Below are 10,480 nucleotides of genomic sequence, written 5' to 3' on the forward strand. Positions count from 1 at the left end.
GATCCGTTGGCACGTCCCCTCGCCCCTCCTCGGACCGACGGCACATGCTGAAATTCGTCTTGCCCCTCTGCCGTTGCAGCAAAGCGGGCGGATGGAGCCTAAACCGGTTGAAACGCGGATTGTCAAGCAATCCCGGCCTCACCGCACCACATAATTCCTGAGATCGAAAGTGAACTCAGGAATTATGTGGCAGATTCAAAAGACTATCGCGACCTTTGCGCACCTTGAGACGATACGCGTCGCTCCAGCTTCTTTTCGGGCAACGGCGGGGAAGAGAATCCCGGCCATCGTCGTGAGGCTCACATATGGGAGCAAAATCGCCCGGTGTGAAGCACACCGGGCGATAATTTTGTCGAATTATTCGGCAGCTTCCGCAGCGGCCGAGAGCAGCTTGATCGAGCCGCCAGCCTTTTCGATCTTCTCGATCGCCGGCTTGGAGGCACCGGCGACTTCGAAGGCCACCTTGGCCTTGAATTCGCCGTCGGCGAGGATGCGCACGCCGTCCTTTTCGCGGCGGATGACGCCGGCAGCCTTGAGGGCCGCTGCATCAACGGTCGCCTTGGCATCGAGCTTGCCGGCATCGATTGCCTTCTGGATGCGCTCCAGGGAAACGATGACGAAGTCGGATGCGAAGATGTTGTTGAAGCCGCGCTTCGGCAGGCGACGGTAGATGGGCATCTGACCGCCTTCGAAGCCGTTGATGGCGACGCCCGAACGAGCCTTCTGACCCTTGACACCGCGACCACCGGTCTTGCCCTTGCCGGAACCGATACCGCGACCGACGCGCTTGCGGTTCTTCGAAGAGCCTTCGTTGTCCTTGATTTCGTTGAGTTTCATGATCTATCCCCTCACTTCTCTTCGACGACGCGAACGAGGTGCTGGACGGCACGGATCATGCCGCGGACAGACGGAGTGTCTTCCAGCGTGCGAACCCGGTGCATCTTGTTGAGGCCCAGACCGACCAGCGTTGCGCGCTGAACGGCCGGACGGCGGATGGGGCTGCCGATCTGCTCGACAGTCACCGTCTTCTTTGCGGTTTCTTTCTTAGCCATGGCTCAGAGCTCCTTATTCTTCGGAAGCGACGCCGGCGGACGCACGACGGGCCTGCAGCGTGGCATACTTCATGCCGCGCTGTGCCGCGATGTCCTTCGGGTGCATCTGGCTCTTGAGAGCGTCGAACGTCGCACGGATCATGTTGTACGGGTTCGAGGAGCCGGTCGACTTCGCTACGACGTCATGGACGCCAAGCGTTTCGAAAACGGCGCGCATCGGACCACCGGCGATGATACCGGTACCGGCCTTGGCCGAACGAAGCAGAACCTTGCCGGCGCCGTGGCGGCCGTGCACGTCGTGGTGCAGCGTGCGGCCGGAGCGCAGCGGAACGAAGATGAGGTCGCGCTTGGCGGCTTCGGTGGCCTTCCGGATTGCTTCCGGAACTTCACGTGCCTTGCCGTGGCCGAAGCCGACGCGGCCCTTCTGGTCGCCGACGACGACGAGAGCTGCGAAACCGAAACGACGGCCGCCCTTGACGACCTTCGCGACGCGGTTGATCGCGACGAGCTTGTCGACAAACTCGCTGTCGCGCTCTTCGCGGTTCTGGCGGTCATCGCGACCGCGCTTTTCCTGTGCCATTGTCCTTTTCCTTTTTCTTTTCCGGGTGCAATCGGCAGATTGACGAAAGTCGCCCCCATTTCAGCAATGGAAGCGACCGATACCCTGCTGAGGATCGGCGGGGCGCTTCGACGCGCCCGGCCGAATGATCAGAAGTTCAGACCACCTTCACGGGCCGCTTCGGCGAGAGCCTTGATGCGGCCGTGATAGATGAAGGCGCCACGGTCAAAAACGACTTCCTTGACGCCTGCCTTGACGGCGCGCTCAGCAATGAGCTTGCCGACGGCAGCGGCAGCTGCCGTGTCGGCGCCCGTCTTCAAGGACGAGCGCAGATCGGTGTCGAGCGTGGAGGCGGACGCAAGCGTCGTGCCGGCCACGTCGTCGATGACCTGTACGTAGATGTTCTTCGACGAGCGATGAACAGACAGGCGCGGACGGCCATTGGCGACCGCCTTGATGGAACGGCGCACGCGGTTGGCGCGGCGCTGGAGAGCTTCTTTCCTGCTAGCCATTTCGCGTGATCCTTACTTCTTCTTGCCTTCTTTGCGGACAATCCGCTCTTCGGCATACTTGACGCCCTTGCCCTTGTAGGGCTCGGGGCCACGGTATTCGCGGATTTCCGCGGCGACCTGACCGACCTGCTGCTTGTTGATGCCGGAAATGATGATTTCCGTCGGCTTCGGAACAGCGATCGAGATGCCTTCCGGCGTCTGGTAGACGACGTCATGGCTGAAGCCGAGTGCCAGCTGCAGGTTCTTGCCCTGCAGCGACGCGCGGTAACCGACGCCGTTGATTTCGAGCTTGCGCTCGTAGCCGTCCTTGACGCCCTTGAAGATGTTCTCGACCATCGTGCGGGACATGCCCCACTTGGAGCGAGCATCCTTGCTATCGTTGACCGGCTGAACGACAACGGCGTTGTCTTCGAGCTTTACCGAAACTTCGTCGTTTGCGACGAAGAACAGTTCGCCCTTCGGGCCCTTTGCGGTGACCTTCTGACCATCGACGGTCGCGGTGACACCAGCGGGAACCTGAACGGGCTTCTTACCGATACGAGACATTGTTTTATCCTGTCTGTTCGTTATGGAGTTCCTTGCCCAGTCTTAGAAGACCGAGCAAAGGATCTCGCCACCAACGTTCTGTTCGCGTGCCTGGTGATCGGCCATCACGCCCTTCGGGGTCGAAAGGATGGTGATGCCGAGGCCGTTCGCGACCTGCGGAATGGACTTTACCGAGACATAGACCCGGCGGCCCGGCTTGGAGACGCGGTCGATCTTGCGGATCACGGACGCGCCTTCGTAGTACTTGAGTTCGATGTTCAGCTCGGACTTGCCGTTGCCGAATTCGACTTCCGAATATCCGCGGATGTAACCTTCGGACTGAAGGACGTCCAGAACGCGGGCGCGCAGCTTGGAAGCCGGCGTCGAAACGCTGGACTTGCGGCGTGCGGCGCCGTTGCGGATACGGGTGAGCATATCGCCCAAGGGATCAGTCATTGCCATGTGCCCGTCTCCTTACCAGCTCGACTTGACGATGCCCGGCACCTTGCCGAGATTGCCCAGTTCGCGAAGCGCAATACGCGACATCTTGAGTTTGCGATAGAAAGCGCGCGGACGGCCCGTGACTTCGCACCGGTTGCGGATGCGGGTCTTGGAGCCATTGCGCGGCAGTTCGGCAAGCTTCAGGGTCGCCTTGAAGCGCTCTTCGATGGGAAGAGACTGGTTCTGGATGATCGCCTTGAGAGCGGCACGCTTGGACGCCTGGGCGGCGACCAGCTTGCGGCGGCGGTTGTTCTTCTCGACTGCGCTGGTTTTAGCCATAACAGTTGTTATCCTTCTTTACGCTTGTCGTTACGGTCAGGCGCGGAACGGGAAGTTGAACTCTTTCAGAAGAGCCCGTGCTTCGTCGTCCGTCTTTGCCGTCGTGCAAACGATGATGTCCATGCCCCACATCTGATCAACCTTGTCGTAGTTGATCTCCGGGAACACAATGTGCTCCTTGATACCCATGGCGAAGTTGCCACGGCCATCGAAGGACTTCGGGTTCAGACCACGGAAGTCGCGTACGCGGGGCAGCGCGATGTTCACGAGGCGATCCAGAAATTCATACATGCGCGCGCCGCGCAGGGTGACCTTCGCGCCGATCGGCATGCCTTCGCGCAGCTTGAAGCCGGCGATGGAGTTGCGGGCGCGCGTGATGACCGGCTTCTGGCCGGCAATCGCTGCGAGGTCGCCGGCCGCTACGGTCGGCTTCTTCGAGTCGCCCGTCGATTCGCCAACACCCATGTTGATGACGACCTTGTCGAGGCGCGGGATCTGCATCTCGTTGGCGAAGGAGAACTGCTCCTGAAGCGCCTTGCGGATACGCTCGACGTATTCCTTCTTGAGGCGCGGCTCATACTTGGTGTCAGCCATCGATCGACACTCCCGAACGCTTTGCTACACGAACCTTCTTGTCGCCTTCGACCTTGAAACCGACGCGGGTCGGCTTGCCGTCCTTGGGATCGGCGATCGCGATGTTCGACAGATGGATCGAAGCTTCCTTGGTGATGATGCCGGCTTCCTGGGTCTGGGTCTGGCGCTGGTGACGCTTCACCAGGTTGATACCCTTGACGACCGCACGGTCTTCCTTCGGCATGACCTGTACAACTTCACCGGTACGGCCCTTGTCCTTGCCGGTGAGCACGACGACCTTGTCGCCCTTACGAATCTTTTGCATAGCCATCGCTCCTTACAGTACTTCCGGAGCCAGCGAGATGATCTTCATGTGGTTCTTGGCGCGAAGTTCGCGCGGAACCGGTCCGAAGATACGGGTGCCGATCGGCTCTTTCTTGTTGTCGATCAGGACGGCTGCGTTGTTGTCAAAACGAATGACGCTGCCATCGGGGCGGCGGATGTCCTTGGCGGTGCGCACGACGACCGCCTTCATCACGTCACCCTTCTTCACGCGGCCGCGCGGGATCGCTTCCTTGATCGAGACGACGATAATGTCGCCGACCGAAGCGTACTTGCGCTTGGAGCCGCCCAGCACCTTGATGCACATGACACGACGTGCGCCGGAATTATCCGCGACGTCGAGGTTAGTCTGCATCTGAATCATGTCAGGTCGCCTTCTTGTTTTACCGGACCGGTTGGGTGTTAGCCCCCTGTTCCAGCTTATGGAAATTCATGTTTTCGCGCGGGATGGTCGTTTGCCAGGGTGGTTTCCACGTCGGCGAACCGATGGACCTTCCGTGCGCTCAAAGCAAAAGAACGCTCGTGATTCCGAGCGTCCTTGCGCTGCTTCATACAGAGTTTTGCGCCAAACACAAGGGCTCGGCGCAAAATCCGGTATTATTAAGCGTGGGCCGATACGACGGTCCAGCGCTTGTCCTTGGAAATCGGGGCGCATTCCTGGATGGAAACGACGTCGCCGACCTTGTACTGGTTGGTTTCGTCATGCGCCTTGTACTTCTTGGACCGGCGAACGGTCTTCTGAAGCAGGGGATGGGCAAAGCGGCGTTCGACGCGCACGACAACGGTCTTGTCGTTCTTGTCGCTGACAACAGTGCCCTGCAGAATGCGTTTCGGCATATTTTTTGGTCCTTAGGCCTTGGCTTCTGCCGCCTTCTGGCGGGCAATGGTCTTGACGCGCGCGATATCCTTGCGGACTTCGTTGATGCGCGAGGTCTTCTCGAGCTGGCCGGTGGCCTTCTGGAAGCGCAGGTTGAACTGCTCTTTCTTCAGCTTGGCAAGCTCTTCGTTGAGCTGATCGGCGCTCAGCGCCTTGACGTCTGCGGCTTTCATGGCGCTCGCTCCTTACTCTGCAATGCGCTGTACGAAGCGCGTCTTGACCGAGAGCTTGGCCGAGCCGAGGCGAAGCGCTTCACGCGCGATTTCCTCGGAAACACCGTCGATCTCGAACATCATACGGCCAGGCTTGACCTTGGCTGCCCAGTATTCGACCGAACCCTTACCCTTACCCATGCGGACTTCCGTGGGCTTCGCGGTGACCGGAACGTCGGGGAACACGCGGATCCACACGCGGCCGGCACGCTTCATGTAGCGGGTGATCGCGCGGCGGGCCGCTTCGATCTCGCGTGCGTTCACGCGGTTCGGTTCCTGAGCCTTCAAGCCGAACTCGCCGAAGGCGAGCTCGGAGCCGCCCTTGGCGACGCCCTTGATGCGTCCCTTGAACTGCTTGCGGTACTTGGTACGCTTTGGCTGCAACATTTTTTTACTTCTCCGATATTGGCTGCCAAACGCGACTGTTACGCGTTTTCACGACGGCGGTCGCCACGATCGCGATCGCGGCTTGCGGGGCCCTGGCTGTCACTTTCGCTGGCGCGACGCTCAGAGGCCATCGGGTCGTGCTCAAGGATTTCACCCTTGAAGATCCAGACCTTGATGCCGCAGATGCCGAATGCGGTTTCGGCTTCAGCCGTACCGTAGTCGATGTCTGCACGCAGCGTGTGAAGCGGAACGCGACCTTCGCGGTACCATTCCGTACGGGCGATTTCCGCACCGCCGAGACGGCCAGCGCAGGTGATCTTGATGCCTTCGGCGCCAAGACGCATGGCCGACTGAACAGCGCGCTTCATCGCACGGCGGAAAGCCACGCGGCGCTCGAGCTGCTGGGCGATCGACTGGGCAACGAGGGTTGCGTCGACTTCCGGCTTGCGCACTTCAACGATGTTGAGGTGCGTTTCGGAGTTCGTCATCGAAGCGAGCTTCTTGCGAAGCTTCTCGATGTCCGCACCCTTCTTGCCGATGATCAGACCCGGGCGAGCCGAGTGGATCGTGACGCGGCACTTCTTGTGCGGGCGCTCGATGACCACCTTGGCGATACCGGCCTGCTTCAGCTCTTCCATGACGAAAGCGCGGATCTTCAGGTCTTCGTGGAGCAGCTGGCCGTATTCGGCGTTGTCGGCGAACCAACGGCTGTCCCAGGTACGGTTAATGCCGAGGCGGAAACCGATCGGATTAATCTTCTGGCCCATTATGCGGCCTCCCCTTTGGCTTCGACTTCACGGACGACGATCGTCAGATGCGAGAAAGGCTTCTCGATCCGCGATGCGCGGCCGCGGCCACGAGCGGCAAAGCGCTTCATGACAATCGACTTGCCGACATACGCCTCAGCGACGATGAGCGAGTCAACGTCGAGGTCGTGGTTGTTTTCTGCGTTGGCGATCGCAGACTCGAGCGTCTTCTTGACGGTCTCGGCGCTACGCTTGCGCGAGAACTCAAGCTCGGCGAGAGCCCGGTCGACCTTCTTGCCGCGGATGAGCGCAGCAAGCAGGTTGAGCTTCTGGGGGCTGACGCGGATCGTGCGCGCGATAGCCTGCGCCTCGTTATCCTTCAGCCGACGTTCGGCTTTAGCCTTACCCATCGTTACTTCCTCTTCGCCTTCTTGTCCGCGCCGTGACCGTAGTAGGTCCGGGTCGGAGCGAATTCACCAAACTTGTGGCCAACCATGTCTTCGTTGACGGCCACCGGGATGTGCTTGCTGCCGTTGTAGACGCCGAAAGTCAGACCAACGAACTGCGGCAGGATCGTGGAGCGACGGCTCCAGATCTTGATAACTTCGCTGCGACCGCCTTCACGAACCTTCTCAGCCTTCTTGAGAAGATAGCCGTCAACAAACGGGCCTTTCCATACTGAACGAGCCATTTCTGACTAACCTCTCTTACTTCTTCTTCAAGTGGCGCGAGCGCATGATGAACTTGTCGGTCGACTTGTTCGAGCGGGTGCGCTTGCCCTTGGTGGGCTTGCCCCACGGGGAAACCGGGTGACGACCACCAGAGGTGCGGCCTTCACCACCACCGTGCGGGTGGTCGACGGGGTTCATGACGACACCGCGGTTGTGCGGGGTCTTGCCACGCCAGCGCGTACGACCAGCCTTACCGTCGTTGATGTTGCCGTGATCCGGGTTGGAAACGGCGCCGACCGTTGCGAGGCAGGACGAGTGAACCAGGCGCTGCTCGCCCGAGTTCAGGCGAAGGATCGCCATGCCCTGATCGCGGCCGACCAGCTGAACGAAGGTGCCGGCGGAGCGGGCGATCTGGCCGCCCTTGCCCGGCTTCATTTCGACGTTGTGAACGATCGAACCAACCGGAACGTACTGCAGCGGCATGGTGTTGCCGGGCTTTACGTCAACAGCCTTGTTGGAGGCGATGACCTTGTCGCCGGCTGCCAGGCGCTGCGGGGCCAGGATATAGGCCTGCTCGCCGTCGGCATAGCTCACCAGAGCGATGAACGCCGTACGGTTCGGGTCGTATTCCAGACGCTCGACCGTGCCTTCGACGTCGAACTTGCGACGCTTGAAGTCGATGAGACGGTAGGTGCGCTTGTGACCACCGCCGATGAAGCGGGCCGTGATGCGACCAAGGTTGTTACGACCGCCGCTCTTGGAGAGACCTTCGGTCAGAGCCTTGACGGGCTTGCCCTTGTAAAGGCCCGACCGGTCGACGATGACCAGCTGGCGCTGGCTCGGAGTGGTCGGATTGAAGTGTTTCAATGCCATTTTCTTGTTTCCTCTTTAGCCGACTGCCCGATTAGAGCCCGGTGGAGACGTCGATGGACTGACCGTCAGCGAGCGTGACGATAGCCTTCTTGACATCTCCCTGCCGGCCGGCGAAGCCGCGGAAACGCTTGATCTTGCCCTTGCGGACGAGCGTGTTCACAGCCGTGACCTTGACGCCGAAGAGAGCTTCCACAGCAGCCTTGATTTCAGGCTTGGAAGCGCGCTTGGCAACGTTGAAGACGATCTGGTTGTTTTCGGAGACCAGCGTCGACTTTTCGGTGATCGAGGGGGATACGATCACATCGTAGTGGCGAAGATCCGTCATTTGAACCGCTCCTCGAGGGCTTCTACAGCAGCCTTGGAGAGCACGAGCTTGCCGCGGCGCAGGATGTCGTAAACATTGATACCCTGGATCGGAAGCACATCCACGTTCGGGATGTTGCGGGCTGCGAGCTTGAAGTTGCCGTCAAGTTCTGCGCCGCCGATGAAGAGGGCATTGGTGAGGCCGAGCGAAGCGAACGCGCCGGCCAGAGCCTTCGTCTTTGCTTCTGCGGCAACGAGGTCGTCAACGATGATGACGTCGTCAGCCTTGATCTTGGCCGAGAGGGCGTGACGCAGGCCGAGCGCGCGAACCTGCTTGGGCAGGTCGTGAGCGTGGCTGCGGGATACCGGGCCGTGAGCCTTGGCACCGCCGCGGAACTGCGGAGCGCGCGCCGAATGGTGACGAGCGCGGCCCGTACCCTTCTGCTTGTACATCTTGGAGCCGGTGCGGGACACTTCGCCGCGCGTCAGCGACTGGTGCGTGCCCTGCTGCTTCTTGGCGAGCTGCCAGCGGATGACGCGGGCAATGATGTCTTCGCGCGGCTCGAGGCCGAAGATCGCGTCGGAAAGAGAGACCTTGCCGGCGTCCTTCCCGTCGAGGGTCGTGACTTTGAGATCCATGATCAGGCTCCCTTACTTGGCTGCGGCGCGCACGGCGGCCGGACGCGGCGCGTCGGACGGGGTGCCGGACTTGACGGCGTCACGAACGACGATCCAGGCGCCCTTGGAGCCCGGGACTGCGCCCTTGACGAGGATGAGACCGCGTTCTTCGTCGGTGGAGACGACTTCGAGGTTCTGGGTGGTGACGCGCGTCTGGCCCATGTGACCAGCCATGCGCTTACCCTTCCAGACCTTGCCCGGGTCCTGGTTGTTACCGGTCGAACCGTGCGAACGGTGCGAAACGGAAACGCCGTGCGTTGCACGAAGACCGCCGAAGTTATGGCGCTTCATGGCACCGGCAAAACCCTTACCGATCGTGGTGCCGGTAACGTCGACGAGCTGGCCGGCGACGAAATGGCTCGCGGTCAGTTCCGCGCCGATTTCGATGAGGTTGTCTTCCGAAACGCGGAATTCGACGAGCTTGGCCTTCGGCTCGACGCTTGCAGCGGCGAACTGGCCGCGGAGCGCCTTTGCCGTGTTCTTCACCTTGGAAGAGCCGGCGCCGAGCTGGACGGCCGTGTAGCCGTTCTTGTCCTGCGTACGCTGGGCAACGACCTGGACGTTGTCCAGTCGCAATACTGTTACAGGGATGTGCTCACCTGCGTCATTATAGACGCGAGTCATCCCTACTTTCTGTGCAATCACACCTGAACGCATGGTTCAATCCTCTTAGAAGTCCTGGCGGGATCGTGACGTCCCGTCATGCCTCTTGGTTTAAGGATTCCACTCGAGCCTTGCGGCCGTCGGGTTTCCCGTTTTTAGAAGACGTCGGCTTAATGCCACGTACCTTCCTTGTTATTTCGGCTTGCGCCGGACTTAGAGCTTGATCTCTACGTCTACACCGGCCGCGAGGTCGAGCTTCATGAGAGCATCAACGGTCTGCGGCGTCGGATCTACGATGTCGAGCAGGCGCTTGTGCGTGCGCATCTCGAACTGTTCACGGCTCTTCTTGTCCACGTGGGGCGAACGGTTGACAGTGAACTTTTCAATACGGGTCGGGAGCGGAACGGGGCCGCGGACGCTTGCGCCGGTGCGCTTTGCCGTCGACACGATTTCACGCGTGGAGGCATCAAGGATCCGGTGGTCAAACGCCTTGAGGCGGATGCGGATGTTCTGGCCGTTCATACGACTTTTCCTTAGTTCGTTACTCGCGCGATTCTCTTGGGAAATGCGCGTTTTTGATTCTGGCGGTTCCCATAACGGAACGCACGCGAAAATACAATTGCCGAAAGGCCAGTCCGCTAAATTTTCAAAGACCGGAGGGGCAGGATGACATCCTGCCCTTCCTATTTCAGCGGCTTGAAGCCTTAAGTCTTACTCGACGATCGAGGCAACGATGCCGGCGCCGACGGTACGGCCGCCTTCGCGGATTGCGAAGCGCAGCTTTTCT

At 60.4% G+C, this 10,480-nt stretch carries 21 protein-coding genes and 1 pseudogene; all 22 read right to left on the reverse strand.

Going from position 1 to position 10,480, the window contains the following annotated elements:
- Positions 1–357: 357 nt before the first annotated feature.
- Positions 358–837, reverse strand: a complete 480-nt coding sequence (gene rplO / locus EXZ48_RS31545) for a 50S ribosomal protein L15 (RefSeq protein ID WP_023515496.1) — start codon at positions 835–837, stop codon at positions 358–360.
- A gap of 11 nt (positions 838–848) precedes the next feature.
- Positions 849–1,052, reverse strand: a complete 204-nt coding sequence (gene rpmD / locus EXZ48_RS31550) for a 50S ribosomal protein L30 (protein ID WP_023515495.1) — start codon at positions 1,050–1,052, stop codon at positions 849–851.
- A gap of 13 nt (positions 1,053–1,065) precedes the next feature.
- Entirely contained in the window at positions 1,066–1,632 is a 567-nt protein-coding gene (gene rpsE, locus EXZ48_RS31555) for a 30S ribosomal protein S5 (RefSeq protein ID WP_023515494.1), read from the reverse strand.
- A gap of 128 nt (positions 1,633–1,760) precedes the next feature.
- A complete protein-coding gene (gene rplR / locus EXZ48_RS31560; protein ID WP_023515493.1) occupies positions 1,761–2,123 on the reverse strand; it encodes a 50S ribosomal protein L18 in 363 nt (120 codons plus the stop codon).
- 12 nt (positions 2,124–2,135) lie between these two features.
- Positions 2,136–2,669 carry a 50S ribosomal protein L6 gene (rplF, locus tag EXZ48_RS31565; protein ID WP_024270444.1) on the reverse strand — a complete coding sequence of 178 codons (534 nt, stop codon included), beginning with the start codon at positions 2,667–2,669 and terminating at the stop codon, positions 2,136–2,138.
- Positions 2,670–2,711: 42 nt separating this feature from the next.
- Positions 2,712–3,110 carry a 30S ribosomal protein S8 gene (gene rpsH / locus EXZ48_RS31570; RefSeq protein WP_023517482.1) on the reverse strand — a complete coding sequence of 133 codons (399 nt, stop codon included), beginning with the start codon at positions 3,108–3,110 and terminating at the stop codon, positions 2,712–2,714.
- Between the two features lie 12 nt (positions 3,111–3,122).
- Complete coding sequence (gene rpsN, locus EXZ48_RS31575; RefSeq protein ID WP_023517483.1) at positions 3,123–3,428, reverse strand: 30S ribosomal protein S14; 306 nt, start codon at positions 3,426–3,428, stop codon at positions 3,123–3,125.
- 36 nt (positions 3,429–3,464) lie between these two features.
- Entirely contained in the window at positions 3,465–4,022 is a 558-nt protein-coding gene (gene rplE / locus EXZ48_RS31580) for a 50S ribosomal protein L5 (RefSeq protein ID WP_023517484.1), read from the reverse strand.
- Positions 4,015–4,326, reverse strand: coding sequence for a 50S ribosomal protein L24 (gene rplX / locus EXZ48_RS31585; protein ID WP_024270443.1), 312 nt, complete (start codon positions 4,324–4,326; stop codon positions 4,015–4,017). Before rplX ends, rplE begins: the two co-directional genes overlap by 8 nt.
- Before the next feature lie 12 nt (positions 4,327–4,338).
- Positions 4,339–4,707 (reverse strand): 50S ribosomal protein L14, encoded by a 369-nt coding sequence (gene rplN / locus EXZ48_RS31590; RefSeq protein WP_018328276.1) that lies wholly within the window; start codon positions 4,705–4,707, stop codon positions 4,339–4,341.
- A 236-nt stretch (positions 4,708–4,943) separates the two neighbouring features.
- The gene (gene rpsQ / locus EXZ48_RS31595; protein WP_024270442.1) at positions 4,944–5,180 is read right to left on the reverse strand and encodes a 30S ribosomal protein S17; all 237 of its coding nucleotides are present in this window, start codon (positions 5,178–5,180) and stop codon (positions 4,944–4,946) included.
- A 12-nt stretch (positions 5,181–5,192) separates the two neighbouring features.
- Entirely contained in the window at positions 5,193–5,393 is a 201-nt protein-coding gene (gene rpmC, locus EXZ48_RS31600) for a 50S ribosomal protein L29 (RefSeq protein ID WP_024270441.1), read from the reverse strand.
- A gap of 12 nt (positions 5,394–5,405) precedes the next feature.
- Positions 5,406–5,819 (reverse strand): 50S ribosomal protein L16, encoded by a 414-nt coding sequence (gene rplP / locus EXZ48_RS31605; protein ID WP_024270440.1) that lies wholly within the window; start codon positions 5,817–5,819, stop codon positions 5,406–5,408.
- Between the two features lie 38 nt (positions 5,820–5,857).
- Positions 5,858–6,586 (reverse strand): 30S ribosomal protein S3, encoded by a 729-nt coding sequence (rpsC, locus tag EXZ48_RS31610; RefSeq protein ID WP_023514178.1) that lies wholly within the window; start codon positions 6,584–6,586, stop codon positions 5,858–5,860.
- Positions 6,586–6,975, reverse strand: a complete 390-nt coding sequence (rplV, locus tag EXZ48_RS31615; RefSeq protein WP_023514179.1) for a 50S ribosomal protein L22 — start codon at positions 6,973–6,975, stop codon at positions 6,586–6,588. The genes rpsC and rplV overlap by 1 nt, the downstream gene beginning before the upstream one ends.
- 2 nt (positions 6,976–6,977) lie before the next feature.
- Positions 6,978–7,256, reverse strand: coding sequence for a 30S ribosomal protein S19 (gene rpsS, locus EXZ48_RS31620; protein ID WP_023517272.1), 279 nt, complete (start codon positions 7,254–7,256; stop codon positions 6,978–6,980).
- Between the two features lie 16 nt (positions 7,257–7,272).
- Positions 7,273–8,109 (reverse strand): 50S ribosomal protein L2, encoded by an 837-nt coding sequence (gene rplB, locus EXZ48_RS31625; protein ID WP_023517273.1) that lies wholly within the window; start codon positions 8,107–8,109, stop codon positions 7,273–7,275.
- A 31-nt stretch (positions 8,110–8,140) separates the two neighbouring features.
- Positions 8,141–8,434 (reverse strand): 50S ribosomal protein L23, encoded by a 294-nt coding sequence (locus tag EXZ48_RS31630; RefSeq protein ID WP_023517274.1) that lies wholly within the window; start codon positions 8,432–8,434, stop codon positions 8,141–8,143.
- On the reverse strand, positions 8,431–9,051 hold the full coding sequence (gene rplD / locus EXZ48_RS31635; RefSeq protein ID WP_024270439.1) for a 50S ribosomal protein L4: 621 nt from the start codon (positions 9,049–9,051) through the stop codon (positions 8,431–8,433). Before rplD ends, EXZ48_RS31630 begins: the two co-directional genes overlap by 4 nt.
- A 12-nt stretch (positions 9,052–9,063) precedes the next feature.
- A complete protein-coding gene (gene rplC / locus EXZ48_RS31640; protein WP_024270438.1) occupies positions 9,064–9,747 on the reverse strand; it encodes a 50S ribosomal protein L3 in 684 nt (227 codons plus the stop codon).
- 159 nt (positions 9,748–9,906) lie between these two features.
- The gene (gene rpsJ, locus EXZ48_RS31645; protein WP_003507767.1) at positions 9,907–10,215 is read right to left on the reverse strand and encodes a 30S ribosomal protein S10; all 309 of its coding nucleotides are present in this window, start codon (positions 10,213–10,215) and stop codon (positions 9,907–9,909) included.
- Positions 10,216–10,404: 189 nt separating this feature from the next.
- Positions 10,405–10,480: pseudogene (locus EXZ48_RS31650) on the reverse strand (elongation factor Tu); the annotation flags it as partial.

Origin of the sequence: Shinella sp. JR1-6 (assembly GCF_004284735.1) — a bacterium.
In the GTDB taxonomy this organism is placed as follows: domain Bacteria; phylum Pseudomonadota; class Alphaproteobacteria; order Rhizobiales; family Rhizobiaceae; genus Shinella.

Excerpts from the sequence above, each read along its gene's own strand:
- rplO (WP_023515496.1), bottom strand. The coding sequence starts at position 837 with ATGAAACTCAACGAAATCAAGGACAACGAAGGCTCTTCGAAGAACCGC.
- rpsE (WP_023515494.1), bottom strand. The coding sequence starts at position 1,632 with ATGGCACAGGAAAAGCGCGGTCGCGATGACCGCCAGAACCGCGAAGAG.
- rpsC (WP_023514178.1), bottom strand. The coding sequence starts at position 6,586 with ATGGGCCAGAAGATTAATCCGATCGGTTTCCGCCTCGGCATTAACCGT.
- rpsQ (WP_024270442.1), bottom strand. The coding sequence starts at position 5,180 with ATGCCGAAACGCATTCTGCAGGGCACTGTTGTCAGCGACAAGAACGAC.
- rpsN (WP_023517483.1), bottom strand. The coding sequence starts at position 3,428 with ATGGCTAAAACCAGCGCAGTCGAGAAGAACAACCGCCGCCGCAAGCTG.
- rpmD (WP_023515495.1), bottom strand. The coding sequence starts at position 1,052 with ATGGCTAAGAAAGAAACCGCAAAGAAGACGGTGACTGTCGAGCAGATC.
- rplV (WP_023514179.1), bottom strand. The coding sequence starts at position 6,975 with ATGGGTAAGGCTAAAGCCGAACGTCGGCTGAAGGATAACGAGGCGCAG.
- EXZ48_RS31630 (WP_023517274.1), bottom strand. The coding sequence starts at position 8,434 with ATGACGGATCTTCGCCACTACGATGTGATCGTATCCCCCTCGATCACC.
- rplE (WP_023517484.1), bottom strand. The coding sequence starts at position 4,022 with ATGGCTGACACCAAGTATGAGCCGCGCCTCAAGAAGGAATACGTCGAG.
- rplB (WP_023517273.1), bottom strand. The coding sequence starts at position 8,109 with ATGGCATTGAAACACTTCAATCCGACCACTCCGAGCCAGCGCCAGCTG.
- rplP (WP_024270440.1), bottom strand. The coding sequence starts at position 5,819 with ATGTTGCAGCCAAAGCGTACCAAGTACCGCAAGCAGTTCAAGGGACGC.
- rplC (WP_024270438.1), bottom strand. The coding sequence starts at position 9,747 with ATGCGTTCAGGTGTGATTGCACAGAAAGTAGGGATGACTCGCGTCTAT.
- rpsJ (WP_003507767.1), bottom strand. The coding sequence starts at position 10,215 with ATGAACGGCCAGAACATCCGCATCCGCCTCAAGGCGTTTGACCACCGG.
- rplN (WP_018328276.1), bottom strand. The coding sequence starts at position 4,707 with ATGATTCAGATGCAGACTAACCTCGACGTCGCGGATAATTCCGGCGCA.
- rplF (WP_024270444.1), bottom strand. The coding sequence starts at position 2,669 with ATGTCTCGTATCGGTAAGAAGCCCGTTCAGGTTCCCGCTGGTGTCACC.
- rplR (WP_023515493.1), bottom strand. The coding sequence starts at position 2,123 with ATGGCTAGCAGGAAAGAAGCTCTCCAGCGCCGCGCCAACCGCGTGCGC.
- rplD (WP_024270439.1), bottom strand. The coding sequence starts at position 9,051 with ATGGATCTCAAAGTCACGACCCTCGACGGGAAGGACGCCGGCAAGGTC.
- rpsH (WP_023517482.1), bottom strand. The coding sequence starts at position 3,110 with ATGGCAATGACTGATCCCTTGGGCGATATGCTCACCCGTATCCGCAAC.
- rpmC (WP_024270441.1), bottom strand. The coding sequence starts at position 5,393 with ATGAAAGCCGCAGACGTCAAGGCGCTGAGCGCCGATCAGCTCAACGAA.
- rpsS (WP_023517272.1), bottom strand. The coding sequence starts at position 7,256 with ATGGCTCGTTCAGTATGGAAAGGCCCGTTTGTTGACGGCTATCTTCTC.
- rplX (WP_024270443.1), bottom strand. The coding sequence starts at position 4,326 with ATGCAAAAGATTCGTAAGGGCGACAAGGTCGTCGTGCTCACCGGCAAG.